The sequence below is a fragment of the Streptomyces sp. NBC_00029 genome (assembly GCF_045160505.1).
Classification (GTDB): Bacteria; Actinomycetota; Actinomycetes; order Streptomycetales; family Streptomycetaceae; genus Streptomyces.
In genome coordinates this window covers 2,112,812-2,128,856 of record NZ_CP108292.1, presented here as the reverse complement: position 1 = coordinate 2,128,856, position 16,045 = coordinate 2,112,812, and the positions used below count along the sequence as shown (strand labels likewise).

15 protein-coding genes and 2 pseudogenes are annotated in these 16,045 nt (G+C 72.5%); 7 read left to right on the top strand and 10 right to left on the bottom strand.

The features are described 5' to 3' along the window. Positions 1-88: 88 nt before the first annotated feature. From OG753_RS10250 to OG753_RS10235, 4 genes and pseudogenes are all read right to left on the bottom strand, one after another. Complete coding sequence (locus OG753_RS10250; protein ID WP_327261506.1) at positions 89-865, bottom strand: LytTR family DNA-binding domain-containing protein; 777 nt, start codon at positions 863-865, stop codon at positions 89-91. 119 nt (positions 866-984) lie between these two features. After that, on the bottom strand, positions 985-2,010 hold the full coding sequence (locus OG753_RS10245; protein ID WP_401686145.1) for an SCO0930 family lipoprotein: 1,026 nt from the start codon (positions 2,008-2,010) through the stop codon (positions 985-987). A gap of 116 nt (positions 2,011-2,126) precedes the next feature. After that, positions 2,127-3,140 carry a GDSL-type esterase/lipase family protein gene (locus OG753_RS10240; RefSeq protein WP_327266693.1) on the bottom strand — a complete coding sequence of 338 codons (1,014 nt, stop codon included), beginning with the start codon at positions 3,138-3,140 and terminating at the stop codon, positions 2,127-2,129. 175 nt (positions 3,141-3,315) lie between these two features. Then, positions 3,316-3,459: pseudogene (locus OG753_RS10235) on the bottom strand (short-chain dehydrogenase); the annotation flags it as partial. A 438-nt stretch (positions 3,460-3,897) separates the two neighbouring features. On the opposite strand from OG753_RS10235, the gene OG753_RS10230 reads away from it, so the two are divergent. Then, on the top strand, positions 3,898-5,388 hold the full coding sequence (locus OG753_RS10230) for an amino acid permease (RefSeq protein WP_327261503.1): 1,491 nt from the start codon (positions 3,898-3,900) through the stop codon (positions 5,386-5,388). 10 nt (positions 5,389-5,398) lie between these two features. Further along, complete coding sequence (locus OG753_RS10225) at positions 5,399-5,854, top strand: Lrp/AsnC family transcriptional regulator (protein ID WP_030027017.1); 456 nt, start codon at positions 5,399-5,401, stop codon at positions 5,852-5,854. Positions 5,855-5,868: 14 nt separating this feature from the next. Here OG753_RS10225 and OG753_RS10220 read toward each other — a convergent pair whose 3' ends face one another. Next, the gene (locus OG753_RS10220) at positions 5,869-6,573 is read right to left on the bottom strand and encodes a GNAT family N-acetyltransferase (RefSeq protein ID WP_327261502.1); all 705 of its coding nucleotides are present in this window, start codon (positions 6,571-6,573) and stop codon (positions 5,869-5,871) included. Positions 6,574-6,748: 175 nt separating this feature from the next. On the opposite strand from OG753_RS10220, the gene OG753_RS10215 reads away from it, so the two are divergent. From OG753_RS10215 to OG753_RS10200, 4 genes are all read left to right on the top strand, one after another. Next, positions 6,749-6,883: a hypothetical protein gene (locus tag OG753_RS10215; RefSeq protein ID WP_405788184.1), complete on the top strand. Its 135-nt coding sequence runs from the start codon at positions 6,749-6,751 to the stop codon at positions 6,881-6,883. Positions 6,884-6,968: 85 nt separating this feature from the next. Beyond that, positions 6,969-7,367 carry a hypothetical protein gene (locus tag OG753_RS10210; protein ID WP_405788183.1) on the top strand — a complete coding sequence of 133 codons (399 nt, stop codon included), beginning with the start codon at positions 6,969-6,971 and terminating at the stop codon, positions 7,365-7,367. Between the two features lie 166 nt (positions 7,368-7,533). Further along, the gene (locus OG753_RS10205; RefSeq protein ID WP_327261500.1) at positions 7,534-8,334 is read left to right on the top strand and encodes a carbon-nitrogen hydrolase family protein; all 801 of its coding nucleotides are present in this window, start codon (positions 7,534-7,536) and stop codon (positions 8,332-8,334) included. A gap of 42 nt (positions 8,335-8,376) precedes the next feature. Continuing rightward, positions 8,377-10,074: an NAD(P)/FAD-dependent oxidoreductase gene (locus OG753_RS10200; protein ID WP_327261499.1), complete on the top strand. Its 1,698-nt coding sequence runs from the start codon at positions 8,377-8,379 to the stop codon at positions 10,072-10,074. A 105-nt stretch (positions 10,075-10,179) separates the two neighbouring features. On the opposite strand, the gene OG753_RS10195 is transcribed toward OG753_RS10200, so the two are convergent. The 4 genes and pseudogenes from OG753_RS10195 to OG753_RS10180 all read right to left on the bottom strand — a co-directional run bounded on the left by OG753_RS10195 (position 10,180) and on the right by OG753_RS10180 (position 14,028). After that, the gene (locus tag OG753_RS10195) at positions 10,180-10,464 is read right to left on the bottom strand and encodes a hypothetical protein (RefSeq protein ID WP_405788180.1); all 285 of its coding nucleotides are present in this window, start codon (positions 10,462-10,464) and stop codon (positions 10,180-10,182) included. Between the two features lie 113 nt (positions 10,465-10,577). After that, positions 10,578-11,210, bottom strand: a pseudogene (locus OG753_RS10190) (DUF5995 family protein); the annotation flags it as partial. 75 nt (positions 11,211-11,285) lie between these two features. Then, positions 11,286-12,680: a uracil-xanthine permease family protein gene (locus tag OG753_RS10185; protein WP_383196162.1), complete on the bottom strand. Its 1,395-nt coding sequence runs from the start codon at positions 12,678-12,680 to the stop codon at positions 11,286-11,288. A gap of 100 nt (positions 12,681-12,780) precedes the next feature. Continuing rightward, the gene (locus tag OG753_RS10180) at positions 12,781-14,028 is read right to left on the bottom strand and encodes an MFS transporter (protein ID WP_405788178.1); all 1,248 of its coding nucleotides are present in this window, start codon (positions 14,026-14,028) and stop codon (positions 12,781-12,783) included. Between the two features lie 53 nt (positions 14,029-14,081). On the opposite strand from OG753_RS10180, the gene OG753_RS10175 reads away from it, so the two are divergent. Next, on the top strand, positions 14,082-15,233 hold the full coding sequence (locus OG753_RS10175) for an ROK family transcriptional regulator (protein WP_327261495.1): 1,152 nt from the start codon (positions 14,082-14,084) through the stop codon (positions 15,231-15,233). A 29-nt stretch (positions 15,234-15,262) separates the two neighbouring features. Here OG753_RS10175 and OG753_RS10170 read toward each other — a convergent pair whose 3' ends face one another. Further along, positions 15,263-16,021: an SDR family oxidoreductase gene (locus OG753_RS10170; protein WP_405788176.1), complete on the bottom strand. Its 759-nt coding sequence runs from the start codon at positions 16,019-16,021 to the stop codon at positions 15,263-15,265. Positions 16,022-16,045: the final 24 nt, after the last annotated feature.

Sequence of the window (16,045 nt, the reverse complement as noted above, 5' to 3'; positions counted from 1 at the left end):
TCGCCGGGCGACGAACGGCGACGAACGGCGCCGGGGAGCGCCGGACGGTCGGACCCGAGCGGTCCGGCCCGGGGGCGGCGGGCCGTTCTCAGCCGGTCGCCTGACGCATGAGCAGGTCCCGCAGCTCCCGCGCGTGCCTGCGGCTCACCTGGAGCTCCGCCGACCCCACCCGGACGCTCGTGGTCCCGGCGTCCAGCCGCAGCTCGTCGATCCGGCCCAGGGCCACCAGATGCCGTCGGTGGATGCGTACGAAACCGCGCGCCGCCCAGCGCTCCTCCAGCGTGGACACCGGGATCCGGACCAGGTGGCTGCCCTCGTCGGTGTGCAGGCGGGCGTAGTCGCCCTGCGCCTCGACGTAGGAGATGTCCGCGATCGCCACGAAGCGGGTGACGCCGCCCAGTTCGACGGCGATCTGTTCCGGGGCGCGGTCGGCGGCGGCCACCGGCGCCGGCGCCTCCGGGGTCTCCTCGGACCGGGCCGACTGTTCGCAGGCCCGCCGGACGGCCTCGGCCAGCCGCTCCGGGCGCACGGGCTTGAGTACATAGTCCACGGCCTTCAGGTCGAAGGCCTGTACGGCGAAACCCTCGTGGGCGGTGACGAACACGATCAGCGGCGGCCGCGCGAACCCGGCCAGCAGCCGGGCGATGTCCAGCCCGGTCAGCCCGGCCATGTGAATGTCCAGGAAGACCACGTCGATGCCGTCGGCCCCGTCCGGACCGGACTCCAGTGCCCGGGTGACCCGGCGCAGGGCCTCGGTGGCGTCCGAGGCGCCCTCCGCGCTGAGCACCCGGGGGTCCGAGCGCAGCAGGTAGAGGAGTTCCTCCAGGAGCGGCTTCTCGTCGTCGACGGCCAGTACGCGCAGCATGCGGCCGAGTCTAGGGACGACTTCCCCGGGGCGGAACGGGAGAACGGGGCGCGGCCCCTGCCCAGGGGGGAGGTGGGCGGGGGCCGCGCGAACCGGGTGGGGGGAGGGAGGTGCGGGGACTACTTGACGGTGATGAGCTTGCCGTCGGGGGACACGGCGTACCACGTGCCGCCCACGCCCTGGCCGTTGATGTCGCCGGGCTTCTTGTCACCGCTGAAGGTGTAGACGGGCCAGCAGTCGACGCTCTGCTGCTTCTGGCCGTCCGGGCGGTTGAGCACCGTGTAGTTCTTCTCGACGATCCCCTTGTCGTTGGCCTTCTCCAGCGGTGCGACGACCGGCCACTTGGCGAGGCAGTCGCCCACGCACTTGGAGGTCATCGGCCACTGGGTGTCCGGCTTGAACCGGTAGACGGTCATGCCCTTGCCGTCGACGATGTGCTCGCCCAGCTTGGGGTCCTTGGCCACCGACAGCTTCCCGTCGGCCTCGGCGGCGCCGCCCGCCGGAGCCTCGCCCTCGGCCGGGGCCGCGGGCGCCGGGGCCGCGGTGGGCGCCCCCTTCGCGGCCTTCTTGCCGTCCGCCGCGAGCGCGAACCACACGCCGCCGACGCCTTGGCCGTTGACGTCGCCCGCCTTGGTGTCCTTGCTGTAGCGGTACGCGGGCCACCCGCCCACCGTCAGCTGCTTGCTGCCGTCGGTGCGCACCACCTCGCCCAGCAGCGCCGGGTCCATGCCGGCGGCGGCGGTGACGTCACCGGCGGCGACCACCGGCCAGGTCTTCTCGCAGTCCCCGTCGCAGTTGGACTTCGGCGGCTTGGCCGTGTCCTTGTCGAAGCGGTAGAGGGTGAAGCCGGCGCTGTCGGTCAGGACCGGCCCGACCTTGTCGTTGGAGGCCATCGCGAGCTGTCCGGCCGGCTTGGCGTCCGTGGCGGGCGCGGCTCCGGAGCCTCCTCCCGCGGCACCGTAGCCTCCGTCGGAGCCGTAGGCGCCGTCGGCGGCGGGCGGGGCCTTGCTGTCCTGAGCGGCTGCGGCGGCCCCGACCGGCTTGGTCGTGTCCGCGGCCTTGTCGTCCGTGGGGCCGCAGGCCGTCGCCGCGAGGACGACGACGATCGCGGCCGCGGCCAGGGTGGTTCCGCGCTTGATGCCCATCTTGATCTCTCCCACGTGTGGTGTCCGGTGTCCGCCACCGTGGTGGCGCCAACTGTGCTCAGGACACGCTCCGATGGGAGAGATCTGTTCACCCGGTCCGGTGTGGGGTGTTTCACTCACCCGACACCGAACCCGGCGCGCTGCAGAGCCGTGACCACAGCGAGGCCCAACACCTGGTGTCCGCCGTCGTTGGGGTGCAGCCCGTCGGCCAGGTGCTCCGGTCCGAGCAGGTCACGGCCCGGGAGCACGGCCAGACGGCCGTCCCCGGCGGCGATCCGGTCCCGGGTGGCGCGCTCCATCGCGTCCCGCAGGGCGCCGAGAGTGGCACCGAGTTTGTTGGGGGTGCGCTCGGCGTCGGGCCGCAGGACGGGGGACACCAGCAGGATCGGGGTCCTCGGGTGCCCCTGCCGGACCAGTTCGAGGAAGGCGCGCGTGGTTTCGTACAGAAGGGGTGCCGAAAAGGGCACCCGGGACCAGCAGTTGGTGCCGAAGGCGAGGGTGAGGACGTCGGCGGGCAGGCCCGCGAGCTGTTCCGCGGTGGTGAGTTCACCGCGTGCGGCCCCCGCGTAGCCGAGGTTGACGGTGTCCCAGCCGAGTGCCCGGCCGGCGACCGCGGGCCAGCCGTGCGCGGGGCGGGTGGACCACCAGCCCTCGGTGATGGAGTCGCCGTGGACCACCCAGCGCGGGGCGGTCGGTGCAGGCGAGAGCGGGCCGCCGATCCCGCGCAGGCCGAGGATCAGCGGGGACTGGGTCTCGGGCGGGTGGATGGTGAACGGGCCACTTCCGCGGCCCAGTTCGATGCGTACGACAGCCTCCGCGGCCGGTTCGGTGAACACCTCGGTGACCACCCCGTGCCGGTCCCACAGCGCGAAGCCGTGCGCGAGGTCGCGCAGGGCGTCGGTGGGGCCGGGCACGGTCGCCCGGTAGCGCACCTCCACGGCCCGCGCGGACTCGGTGGTGAACTCCAGCCGGACCCCGATGGGCAGCGTGGAGCGCTCGCCGGTGTCCCAGGGCAGCCGCATCGTGTCGGCCGGATCGGCGCGCACCGGGCGCCCCTGGTCCAGCCAGGCGACCCCGCGCAGGAAGGGCCGTGCGTCCTGCCACGGCGACGGCTCGTCGGGGTGGCGCAGCAGCCCTGCGGGCCGTTCCGGTCCTTCGGGCCCCGCTGGTCCCGGTGGTATCACTGGTCGCCTCCGATCGTCGGGTACGGGAACTGCTCGCCGGCCCCGCCGTCCACCGCGAGCGGTTGCCCGTCCCGTACGAGGACAGCGGCGGAGCGGGGAAGTGCAGGGCGGACGTCATGTCCGAGGTCTCGGCGACCCGGCCCGGCGGGGCGTTCTCCGCGCTGCGCCGCCGCCCCCCGGTTCCCGGCGGGGCGGCGGCCCGCGGGGTCCGCACCACCCCCGGTGCCACCGCGTTCACCAGTACCCCGCGCGGACCCGGTTCCACCGCCGCGGAGCGCACCAATGCCGTCGGGCCGGCCTCGCCCGCCCCGGACGCGGAGTGCCGCGGCCGGCGCGTGGGCGAGGAGCACCCCGGGGGCGGGGCCGCACGTCCAGATCACGGCGGCACGCTGCGGCAGATCTGACGAAGTGTCAAGAAAGGGAGTCGGGAGTGGCCTGCGCAGCGATCGATCATCCCTACGCAACAAACGACTGTCAGTGACCGATCCGCGCAACGATCGTGCGCCAATGTGCAAGGATGGTGCATTACGGGCGGTATCACTCAGCTCGTAGGCTCACTCGCTGTACGTGGAGTGGCGCGGATCGCCTGCTCGGCGGTCCCCCCTGTGCAGACCCTTCTTCCGATGGGCTCTGTCCTGCTCCGGATCGTCGCGGTCGACGCCTCCCCCGACCTCCCCGATCCGCAGTGACAAGGAGTCCCCTCGTGCTCGACCACGGCCAGGCGCCACCGCTCGTATCCGAGCCCCGCAGGCCCGCCAACCCGCTGCTCCGCCGCAAGCCCGTGGAGCAGCTGGTCGCCGAGGGCGGCCAGGGTGAGGGCGGCGCGCTCAAGCGGTCGCTCACCATGTGGCAGCTGACCATGATCAGCATCGGCGCGACCCTGGGCACCGGCATCTTCGTCGTCCTCGGCTCGGCCACGCCCGTCGCCGGCCCGGCCGTCTTCATCGCGTTCATCGTCGCGGGCCTGACCGCGCTGTTCTCGGCGCTCTCCTACGCCGAGCTCGCGGGCTCCATCCCCGTCTCGGGCTCCTCGTACTCCTACGCCTACGCCACCATGGGCGAGCTCATAGCCTGGGTCTGCGGCTGGTGCCTGGTCCTGGAGTACGGCGTCTCCGTCGCGGCCGTCGCCGTCGGCTGGGGCGAGTACCTCAACGAGCTGCTCGACGGCACCCTCGGCTTCACCATCCCCGAGGGCTTCTCCGCCCCGCTGGGCGAGGGCGGCTACATCAACATGCCCGCCCTGGTCGTGGTCATGCTCTGCATGGTCTTCCTGCTCCGCGGGGCCAAGGAGAGCGCCCGGATCAACTCGATCATGGTCGGCGTCAAGATCGTGACGCTGGCGATCTTCATCGTCATCGGCTTCATGGGCATCAAGGCCGGCAACTACACCCCGCTGGCCCCGCTCGGCATCACCGCCATCAGCACCGCCGCGTCGATGCTCTTCTTCTCGTACATCGGCTTCGACGCCGCCTCCACCGCCGGCGAGGAGGCCAAGAACCCGAAGAGGGACCTGCCCCGCGCGATCATGCTCTCGCTGCTGATCGTCACCGTGATCTACTGCCTCGTCGCCCTGGTCGCCGTCGGCGCCATGCCGTGGCAGGAGTTCGAGGGCAGCGAGGCGGCCCTGGCCAAGATCATGGAGGACGTCACCGGACACTCCTTCTGGAGCGTCATCCTTGCCGCGGGCGCCGTCGTCGCCATCGCCAGCGTCGTCTTCGCCGTCCTCTACGGCCAGACCCGCATCCTCTTCGCCATGTCCCGCGACGGCCTGATGCCCAAGGCGTTCGCCAAGGTCGACCCGAAGACCGGCACGCCGCGCATCAACACGATCATCGTCTGCCTCTTCTGCGGACTGCTCGCCGCCTTCATCCCGCTGGGTGAGCTGGCGAACGCCACCAGCATCGGCACGCTCTTCGCCTTCGGCCTGGTCAACGTGGCCGTCGTCATCCTGCGCTACACCCGCCCCGAGATGAACCGCACCTTCCGGGTCGCGCTCTTCCCGGTCACCCCGATCCTGGGCTTCCTCTTCTGCGGCTACCTGATGACGAAGCTCCCCGGAATCACCTGGGCGGTCTTCGGTGGCTGGATGGCGGTCGGGCTCGTGATCTACTTCTTCTACGGCATGCGCCGCTCCAGCCTGGCCACTGTGGCCACCGAGGCCACCCCGGCCGCGGAGGCCGCTGAACAGAAGTGATTCACCCCCCGTGCGACTGAACGATCTCGACGAACGCATCGTGCACGCCCTCGCCGAAGACGCCCGCCGCTCCTACGCGGACATCGGCTCCGAGGTCGGGCTCTCCGCCCCCGCCGTCAAGCGGCGCGTGGACCGGCTGCGCGCCGAAGGTGCCATCACCGGCTTCACCGTGCGCGTCGACCCGGCCGCCATGGGCTGGGAGACCGAGGGCTTCATCGAGATCTACTGCCGCCACAACACCTCGCCGGACGACATCCGGCGAGGACTGGAGAGATACCCCGAGGTGGTGTCCGCGTCGACCGTCACCGGCGACGCGGACGCCCTCGTCCAGATCTTCGCCTCCGACATGCGCCACTTCGAGCGGGTCCTGGAGCGCATCGCGGGCGAGCCCTTCGTGGAACGCACCAAGTCGGTCCTCGTCCTCTCCCCGCTGCTGCGCCGCTTCACCTCCGGCGCACCCGCCTGATCGGCAGGGCACCCCTACGGAGTGCGCAGGCCCAGGAAGAGCGGGCTGCGGCGCAGGGTGAAGCCCATCGACTCGTAGAGCCGCACCGCGCCGGTGTTCGACGCCGCCGCGTGCAGGAACGGGCTGTCCCCGCGCTCGCGGGCCGCCGCCGCGACCGCCCGTATCAGCCGGGCCGCCAGGCCCCGGCCCCGGTGCTCCGGGTGCGTGCACACCGCGCTGATCTCCGACCAGCCCGCCGGCCGCATCCGCTCCCCGGCCATCGCCACCAGCCGGCCCTCGTGACGTATCCCGAGGTACGTGCCCAGCTCGACCGTCCGGTCCAGGAACGGGCCCGGCCTGGTCAGCCCCACCAGCTCCAGCATCTCCGGCACGTCGCCGCGGCCGAGCCGTACCGCCTCCGGCGCGGCCTGCGCCCGTACCGCCCGGCCGTCCAGCTGTACGCCCGGAAGCGTCACCAGCGCCTCCCAGCCCGGCGGCGGGGTCGGCAGCCCGGTCACCCAGACCTCCTCCCCGGGGCCGGCCAGCGCGGCCAGGTCCGCCCACGCCCGAGGGTCCTCCGGATCGGCGAGGGCCGAGAACGGCGACGCGTCCCGGACGTAGCGGGCCGCCAGACCCGCGGGCCCGAACTCGGCGAAACCCCGGTGCGGGCCGGTCAGCGCGGCCCAGACCGGGTTGTCGAGTACTTCACTGCCGCACAGCGTGCCGCTCTCGGGGGACATGGGTGCGGAACTCCTTCCGTGGGGCGGCGGCGTCCGGGTCGTGACCGCCTTCTTGACGGCCCCCGGCGCCGCCACGAGACTGCGGGGGACGGCCACGACGGACACGGCCCGCCACCGGGAAGCCTAACCAGCACCGGTCGGGGGCGGCCGAGGACAGGACGGGGGGTGGGTGGACGTGAACACCGGCGCTACGGCGCAACCGCACCCCCGCTCGTACCCGCACCCCAGGGCCCTGCGCAGCCGGTGGCTCACCCGGCGCCTGCACATCGACCTCCTGCGGGTGTGCAGCGCATTCGGCCCGCGCGGCTGACCCCTCCCACCGACGAGTGACCCGGACCGGGCGCGCACCGCGCCGCCCGGGGCCCAGCCGTGTTGTCCTCCACCCCAGGAGAGTCATGTCGCACACCGTCCTGCCCCGCACCGTGCTGCCCCGCACCGGCCCGGCGCCCGCCCCGCGCGGCCGCATCGGAGCCGGGTTCTCACCCGTCCCGCACCGCTACCACCTCTACCTCTGCGCCGGCTGTCCCCGCTCCCTGCGCGTGACCGCCGCCCTCACCGCTCTGGGCCTCGCGGACTCGATCACCGCCACCGTCCTCGGTGCGGACCCCCGCGCGGCCGAGTACACCGCGCTGCGGCTGGCCTACGAGGCCACCGGCCACCACTTCGACGGTGCCCTGACCGTCCCTGCCCTCGTCGACACCTGGAGCGGCCGCGTCGTCTCCGACCACACCCCCGACATCCTCGACGACCTCGGCTTCCTGGCCGCCCACCCGGCCTTCCGCACGGGCTCGTAAAAGGGCCCGCCGGGACCTTCGCGGCACCCCGCGCAACGAATCGCCGCGCCACTGGTGGAACACGCAACGAATCGATGCGCGGAGCGCAACGCTCACGGCTTGTCCGGGTCGAACGGGCGAACGTACCGTTTTATGACCCCCACCCCGCCTGTCACAGAGGTAGCCCATGCCCCCGCTGCGCACCGCCCTCCTCCAGAGCTCCGGAGTTCTCGGCGACACCGCCGAGAACCTCAAGGCGCTCGACGAGGCAGCGGCGCGCGCCGCACAGAGCGGGGCCGGGCTGCTCGTGACCTCGGAGATGTTCCTGACCGGCTACGCGCTGGACCTCCAGGACATCCCCGGTCTCGCCGAACCGGCCGACGGCGCCGCCGCCCGGGCCATCGGCGAGATCGCCCGCCGCCACGGGGTCGCCGTCCTCTACGGCTACCCGGAGAGCGCGGACGGCGTCGTCTACAACGCCGCCCAGCTCATCGGCCCCGACGGCGCGGCGCTGGCGAACTACCGCAAGACCCACCTCTTCGGCTGCTTCGAACAGGACGCCTTCACCCCCGGCGACGTCCCCGTCGTCCAGGCGGACCTGAACGGCCTCCGCATCGGCATCATGATCTGCTACGACGTGGAGTTCCCCGAGAACGTCCGGGCGCACGCGCTCGCCGGCACCGACCTCCTCCTGGTGCCGACCGCGCAGATGCACCCGTTCCAGTTCGTCGCCGAACAGCTGGTGCCCGTAAGGGCCTTCGAGAACCAGATGTACATCGCGTACGTCAACCGCACCGGTCCGGAAGGCGAGTTCGAGTTCGTCGGACTCAGCTGCCTGGCGAGCCCCGACGGGGTCACCCGGACCCGGGCCGGCCGCGGCGAGGAGCTGGTGTTCGGCGAGGCCGATCCCGAGCTGCTGTCCGCCTCGCGCGAGAACAACCCGTACCTGCGCGACCGGCGACCCGGGCTCTACGCCTCCCTCGTCTAAGACCTCTCTTCCCCCAGCCCTGCCGCAAGGAGACGTACCCCCATGACGTCCACGGTGCCCACCACCGCCGTCCCGCACAGCGACGGACAGCCGCCGATCACCATGTTCGGTCCGGACTTCCCGTACGCGTACGACGACTTCCTCGCCCACCCGGCGGGCCTCGGCCAGATACCGGCGACCGAGCTCGGAACCGAGGTCGCCGTGATCGGCGGCGGGCTGTCCGGGATCATCTCGGCCTACGAGCTCATGAAGATGGGCCTGAAGCCCGTCGTCTACGAGGCCGACCAGATCGGTGGCCGCCTGCGCACCGTCGGCTTCGAGGGCGCCGAGACCGAGGGCCTCACCGCCGAGATGGGCGCCATGCGCTTCCCGCCCTCCTCCACGGCCCTGCAGCACTACATCGACCTCGTCGGCCTGGTCACGGAGCCCTTCCCGAACCCGCTGGCCGAGTCCACCCCCTCGACGGTCGTCGACCTCAAGGGCGAGTCGCACTACGCCGAGACGATCGCGGACCTCCCGCAGATCTACCGCGACGTGTCCGCCGCGTGGAACGCCTGCCTCGACGAGGGCGCCGACTTCTCCGACATGAACACCGCGATGCGCGAGCGGGACGTCCCGCGCATCCGCGAGATCTGGGCCAAGCTCGTCGAGAAGCTCGACGACGAGACCTTCTACGGCTTCCTCTGCAAGTCCGAGGCCTTCAAGTCCTTCCGCAAGCGCGAGATCTTCGGCCAGGTCGGCTTCGGCACGGGCGGCTGGGACACCGACTTCCCGAACTCCATCCTGGAGATCCTGCGCGTCGTCTACACCGAGGCCGACGACCACCACCGCGGCATCGTCGGCGGCTCGCAGCAGCTGCCGCTGCGCCTGTGGGAGCGCGAGCCGGAGAAGATCGTGCACTGGGCCCAGGGCACCTCGCTGTCCTCCCTGCACGGCGGCACCCCGCGCCCGGCGGTCACCCGCCTGCACCGCACGGCCGGCAACCGCATCACGGTCACCGACTCCTCCGGCGACATCCGCACGTACCGGGCCGCGATCTTCACGGCCCAGTCGTGGATGCTGCTGTCGAAGATCGAGTGCGACGACACGCTGTTCCCGATCGACCACTGGACGGCGATCGAGCGCACCCACTACATGGAGTCGTCCAAGCTGTTCGTCCCCGTCGACCGGCCGTTCTGGCTGGACAAGGACGAGGAGACCGGCCGCGACGTCATGTCGATGACGCTGACCGACCGCATGACCCGCGGCACCTACCTGCTGGACAACGGCCCCGACAAGCCGGCCGTCATCTGCCTGTCGTACACCTGGTGCGACGACAGCCTGAAGTGGCTGCCGCTGTCCGCGAACGAGCGGATGGAGGTCATGCTGAAGTCCCTCGGCGAGATCTACCCCAAGGTCGACATCCGCCGCCACATCATCGGCAACCCGGTCACCGTCTCGTGGGAGGACGAGCCCTACTTCATGGGCGCGTTCAAGGCCAACCTCCCCGGCCACTACCGCTACCAGCGCCGTCTGTTCACGCACTTCATGCAGGACCGCCTCCCCGAGGACAAGCGCGGCATCTTCCTCGCCGGTGACGACATCTCCTGGACGGCCGGCTGGGCCGAGGGCGCGGTCCAGACCGCCCTCAACGCCGTCTGGGGCGTCATGCACCACCTCGGCGGCACCACCGACTCCACCAACCCGGGCCCGGGCGACGTCTACGACGAGATCGCCCCGGTCGAACTCCCCGAGGACTGACCCCTCCGGGGCACCCAGGGCCACGGGCCGTTCCCGCGCGGGCAGCGCGGGGACGGCCCGTTCTCATGGGCCCGCCGCGGCCACGGCTCCCGGTCCATGGAGGTGTCAGCCGGGCTGTGCGATCGTGTTGAACACATCGATCAGGTCCTCGATCTCCTGCCCGTGCGCCGTCACCGCCCAGTCGTCGGTGAAGCCGGTCCGCATCAGCTCGTCGGACAGGAAGTCCAGCATCGTCTCCGCGGCGAAGTCGCTCGGGACGGTGGGGGAGGTGGCGATCTCCGTCGCCTCCGGGTGCCATGCCGCAAGGTCCAGCAATGACCGGTAAAGCTGTGGACCTGAACGAAACCAGTCGGGGACGGTGCGGTTCTGCTCACTCATTCTTGCTGCCATTGAGCAGAGCGTAGTGAAAGGGGACGCCGGCCCCAAGGGGTGCCGTGGGGCGGCGCGGCGTCGTGCGTTCGTGGTGCCGGGCCCCGGACCGTGGACGGCAGCGGCCCGGGCGCCGGGGTCAGCAGACAGCGGCCCACCAGGCCCACGCCCGAGTCGAGGGAGTCCGTGAACTCCTCGGCCAGTTCCGGCACCCGGCGCAGCGTCCACAGCAGCCGGGCCGCCGACCAGGCCCCGGCCCGGGCGCGCTCCAGGCTCCACGAGCCGACCAGGTGCGTCAGCGGGTCGGCGATCTCCAGCAGGTCCGGGCCCGGCATCAGGTCCTCCCGGATGTGCTCCTCCAGCGAGACCAGGGTGTCGCCGACCCGGTCGAAGTCCGCCTCCAGGGCGCGGGGTTCGCAGTCCAGCTCACCGCACGTGGCCACCACGGCGAGCGCCAGGTCATGGCCGATGTGCGCGTTGATCCCGGCCAGTGCGTGCTGGAGCGGCCGGATCCCGGGGTGGCGGCGGTACTGCAGCAGGGGGCGCCAGCAGGCCGGTGCCCGGTCCGCCTCCACCGCCGTCAGGTACCGTTCCGCGAACCGCACGCTGAGGGTCTCCGCCCGCCGGGGCGCCGGGAACCCCCCGTGCTCGATCCGCCGGTGCAGGGTCTCCGTCACCGTCAGGTAGACCCGGTTGAAGACGGCGACACCGTCCTGCGGCGGGAGCCGCTCCTCCAGGGCGCGCATCCGCGCCAGCACCGCTTCCATGGGGGCAGAGTCGCAGGCGCCGACGCGGATCCGGGGAACTTGGCCGTACGCTTCCCCGGTTCGGGCGAAACCCCGTCAACGGGGCTTGTCCTCGCCCTCCCCCGAGTCGTCGTAGTCGGAGGTGCCCTCGTCGAGCAGGGGCTCCTGCTTGAGGTGCGCGGGGGCGAGGAACCGCAGTGCGTGGTAGCCGGTGATCACCACGATCGTGCCCAGCGCGATGCCGCCCAGCTCGAAGGTGTCGGTGATCTGCAGCGTCACGCCGCCGACACCGATGATGATGCCCGCCGCGGCCGGCACCAGGTTCAGCGGATTGCGCAGGTCCACCCCGCCGCTGATCCAGATCTGGGCGCCGAGCAGGCCGATCATCCCGTAGAGGATGACGGTGATGCCGCCGAGCACCCCGCCCGGGATCGCGGCGACGATCGCGCCGAACTTGGGGCACAGCCCGAACAGGAGCGCGAAGCCCGCGGCCGCCCAGTAGGCCGCCGTGGAGTAGACCCGGGTCGCCGCCATCACACCGATGTTCTCGGAGTAGGTGGTGTTCGGCGGACCGCCGACCGCCGTGGACAGCATGGATGCCGCGCCGTCCGCCGCGATGGCCGTACCCAGCTTGTCGTCGAGCGGGTCGCCGGTCATCTCGCCGACGGCCTTGATGTGCCCGGCGTTCTCGGCGATCAGCGCGATCACCACGGGCAGCGCGATCAGGATCGCCGACCACTCGAAGGCGGGCGCGTGGAAGGACGGGAGTCCGATCCAGTCGGCCTTGGCGACCGCGGAGAGGTCCAGTCGCCAGTGGTCGACGGCCGCCTCCCCGCCCACCGTCGAGTGGATCTTGCCGAAGACCAGGTCGAAGATCCAGGAGATCCCGTACCCGAAGAGCAGCCCGAGGAAGATCGCGATGCGCGACCAGAAGCCGCGCAGGCAGACCACGGCCGCTCCCGTGAACAGCATGGTCAGCAGCGCCGTCCACTGGTCCTGCGGCCAGTACGTGCTCGCTGTCACCGGCGCCAGGTTGAAGCCGATCAGCATCACCACCGCGCCCGTCACCACCGGCGGCATCGTCGCGTGGATGACGCGGGCGCCGAACCGCTGGACGGCCAGACCGGCCAGGAACAGGGCCACGCCGACGACGAAGACGGCGCCCGTGACCACCGCGCTGTCCCCGCCCGCGGCCCGGATCGCCGCCGCGACCCCGACGAAGGACAGCGAGCAGCCCAGGTAGGAGGGGACCCGGCCGCGCGTCGCGAGGAGGAAGATCACCGTCGCGATGCCGGACATCATGATGGCCAGGTTCGGGTCCAGGCCCATCAGGACCGGAGCGACGAAACTCGCGCCGAACATCGCCACGACGTGCTGGGCGCCCAGCCCGGCGGTCCGCGGCCACGACAGCCGCTCCTCCGGCCGGACCACCGCGCCGGGGGCGGGAGTCCGCCCGTCTCCGTGCAGGGTCCAGCCCACGCCGAGGCCCATGTTCCACTCCTCTTCTCCGGACGGCTGCCGCGAGAATCCGGCCGCTCACACATCGAGGCCGCAGCGCACGGGGTACGTGCCGCTGCGGCCGGTCGACATATTACGGCCGGGTTTGTGCAGGTTCGTCGAGGCCGGGGGAACCGGGCTTCCCCGTGGCCCCGCCGGGATCGCCCCCAGCCTGCCCCACCGCGGGCCCCTGGCGCAGTACCGCGGCACCCACGACCAGCGCGAACGACAGCAGGGTGACCAGCCCGAAGGACACCACCAGCGAGGTCGCGTCCGCCACCGCGCCGATCGCCGACGGCGCGATCAGCCCCGAGGTGTACGTGATCGTCGCGACACCGGCGATGGCCTGCGCCGGGGCCGGCCCGCTGCGCCCCGCAGCCGCGAAGGCCAGCGGGACCACCACCGCGATCCCGAGCCCGATCAGCCCGAACCCGGCCAGCGCACCGGCCGGATGACGGACCCCGACCACGAGCAGCCCGCCCAGGGTGGCCAGCACTCCGCCGGCCCGGACCGTGCGCACCGGCCCGAACCGGTCCACCACCCGGTCGCCGACGAGGCGGGCCACGGCCATGGTCAGCGCGAACGCGGTGGTGGAGGCGGCCGCCAGACCGGCGTCCGTGTGCAGGACGTCCCGCAGGTAGACGGCCGACCAGTCCAGGCTCGCGCCCTCGGCGAAGACCGCGCAGAACCCGATGGCCCCGATCAGCAGCGCCGACCTGGGAGGCAGCGCGAAGTGCGGCGGCGCCGTGGCGCCCTCGTCGCTCCTCAGGTCCAGCACCCCCTGTGCGGCGATCAGTCCGAGCGCCGTCAGGGCCAGGGCGGCGATCAGGTGGTGGAGCCGGGCGTCGGCCCCGGTGTGCGCGGCGACCGTGCCGACGGCCGAGCCGAGCAGGGCGCCCACGCTCCACATGCCGTGCAGCGAGGACATGATCGAGCGGCCCAGCCGGTTCTCCGTCTCCACGCCCAGCGCGTTCATCGCCACGTCCGACATCCCGGCGGTGGCTCCGTAGACGAAGAGGACGAAGCACAGGGTGGGCAGGGTCGGGGCGAGGCTCGGCAGGATCAGCGAGAGGGTCCACAGCGTGAGCAGCACCCGCAGCGCGGTCCGGGCGCCGAGCCAGTGGTTGATCCGGCCGGCCAGCGGCATCGCGAGGGCCGCGCCCAGCGCGGGGAAGGCGAGCGCCAGGCCCAGGGTGCCCGGGCTGAGCTGGGCGTGTTCCTGGATCCAGGGGATACGGGTGGCGAAGGAGCCGGTGACGGCGCCGTGGGTGCAGAAGACGGCCGCGATGGCGTAGCGGGCATGGCGCAGACGCGCCGGGCTGAGGTCGGTGTCCCCGGTCATGGGATTAAACTATCAGGGACCCTGCCTGATAGATAACGGGCCCGACTCCTAGGATGGGCGCCGTGACTCCTGCCCCCACCCCGGTACCGTCCCCCGCCTCGCCCAGCACGGCCCGGGCCATCAACGACCGCCTCGCGCTCCGACTCCTCCAGGAATCCGGGCCATTGACGGCCAACCAGCTCAAAGTCATGACGGGGCTCTCCCGCCCCTCGGTCGCCGACCTCGTCGACCGGCTCATCGACGCCGGACTCATCGAAGTCGCCGGAGAATCCGGCGAACAACGCCGCGGCCCCAACGCCAAGCTGTACGGGATCGTCGCCGACCGCGCCCACCTCGCCGCCCTCGACGTGCGCACCGACCGGGTCACCGCCGTCGTCACCGACCTCCTCGGCCGCCCCCTGGCCGAAGCCGCCCTGCCCGTCGGCGCCCCCGAGGACGCGGTGGCCGCCCTGCTGCGCACCGCGCGCGAAGCCGGCGCCGCCGAGCTGCACACCGTCGTCATAGGCGCCCCGGGCCTGGTCGCCCCCGCCACCGGCGAACTCCGCGACACCAGCGGCCTGCCGGCCTGGCACCGCGACCTGGTCACCGCCCTGCAGCGGAGCCTGCCCGCCGTGGTCGTCGTCGAGAACGAGACCAACCTGGCCGCACTCGCCGAGCAACGCCTGGGCGTGGCCCGCGACCTGGACTCCTTCGTCCTGCTGTGGCTCGGCGCGGGCGTGGGCGCGGCCGTGGTCCTGGACGGCCGGCTGCGCCGGGGCGCCTCCGGCGGAGCGGGCGAGATCGGCTTCCTCCCGGTGCCGGGCACCGGCGGCCTCCCGTCGGCCGCGGACTGCGGCGGAGGATTCCACGCACTCGTGGGCCGCGAGGCCGTGACCGCGCTGGCGCGCGCACACGGCTTCGCGGGCCCGGCGGAGCAGGCCGTGGCCGGAGCCGCGGGCGAGCCGTTCCTCGAAGCCCTGGCCGAACGCCTCGCGCTGGGCGCGGCGGCGGCCGCGGCGATCCTGGACCCGGGCTGCGTGGTCCTGGCGGGCGAACTCGGACGCGCGGGCGGCCCCGCCCTGGCGGCCCGCGTCGCCGAGCGACTGGCGAAACTGACCCCGGTCCCGACGGAGATCCGCGCCACGACCCTGGGCGACCCTGCGGTCCTGGCGGGGGCGGAACTGGCGGCCCGGGAGGCCGCGCAGGCGGTGCTGTTCGGGGGATAGAAGGTGTCCGGGGGGATGGGCGCGTCCCGCTACCGCCCGCCCCGCCCCGCCGCGAACTCCGCGAAGGTGGTCCGGCCCGCCGCATGGGACGGGGCCAGGTGGCCGCCCCGCTTGAAGCCCGCGTAGGCCTTGCCCGCCAGGGGGACGGGGAGCACCCGGCGGTGGCGGCCCGTCGCCGCCAGGTAGGTGCGGGCCAGGTCCGGCAGGAGGTGGATCTCCGGGCCGCCCATGTCCGGGACCCGGCCCGACGGGGTCGGGACCGCCAGTTCCGCCAGGCGGTCCGCGACCTCCCCGACGGCGATCGGCTGCACCCGCACCCCGCCGGGCACCGGTACCGGCACGAGCGGCAGCTTCGCCGCCGCGTCCACCAGCTGAGCCACCAGGTCGTGGAACTGCGTCGTGCGCAGGATGGTCACGCCCAGCCCGCACCCCTCCAGCAGCCGCTCGACCTGCAGCTTCCTCCGGTAGTACCCGAGCGGCACCACATCCACCCCGACGATCGAGATGTAGACGATGTTGGTGACGGTCCCCGCCCTCCGGGCCGACTCGACGAGGTTCCGGGTGGCGGTGTCGTCGTCCTTGCCCGTGCCGCGCGTGTTGCTCGCGCAGTGCACGACCACCTCCGCGCCCGCCATGGCCGCGTCCAGCCCGCTCCCGTCGCTGAGGTCGACCGGGTACTCCGTGGCGTGCCGGCTCAGCACGCGGACCTCGTGGCCCGCTTGCCGGAGCCGCGCGACGACCAGCACGCCGAGGGTGCCGGTGCCTCCGGTGACGAGGATGGTGCTCATGGGTCCGCCTTTCGCCGAGGTTCC

Coding starts and splice junctions, on each gene's coding strand:
- OG753_RS10170 (WP_405788176.1), bottom strand. CDS start 16,021: ATGAGCACCATCCTCGTCACCGGAGGCACCGGCACCCTCGGCGTGCTG.
- OG753_RS10175 (WP_327261495.1), top strand. CDS start 14,082: ATGGGCGCCGTGACTCCTGCCCCCACCCCGGTACCGTCCCCCGCCTCG.
- OG753_RS10220 (WP_327261502.1), bottom strand. CDS start 6,573: ATGTCCCCCGAGAGCGGCACGCTGTGCGGCAGTGAAGTACTCGACAAC.
- OG753_RS10210 (WP_405788183.1), top strand. CDS start 6,969: ATGTCGCACACCGTCCTGCCCCGCACCGTGCTGCCCCGCACCGGCCCG.
- OG753_RS10195 (WP_405788180.1), bottom strand. CDS start 10,464: ATGGCAGCAAGAATGAGTGAGCAGAACCGCACCGTCCCCGACTGGTTT.
- OG753_RS10180 (WP_405788178.1), bottom strand. CDS start 14,028: ATGACCGGGGACACCGACCTCAGCCCGGCGCGTCTGCGCCATGCCCGC.
- OG753_RS10205 (WP_327261500.1), top strand. CDS start 7,534: ATGCCCCCGCTGCGCACCGCCCTCCTCCAGAGCTCCGGAGTTCTCGGC.
- OG753_RS10250 (WP_327261506.1), bottom strand. CDS start 865: ATGCTGCGCGTACTGGCCGTCGACGACGAGAAGCCGCTCCTGGAGGAA.
- OG753_RS10200 (WP_327261499.1), top strand. CDS start 8,377: ATGACGTCCACGGTGCCCACCACCGCCGTCCCGCACAGCGACGGACAG.
- OG753_RS10185 (WP_383196162.1), bottom strand. CDS start 12,680: ATGGGCCTCGGCGTGGGCTGGACCCTGCACGGAGACGGGCGGACTCCC.
- OG753_RS10245 (WP_401686145.1), bottom strand. CDS start 2,010: ATGGGCATCAAGCGCGGAACCACCCTGGCCGCGGCCGCGATCGTCGTC.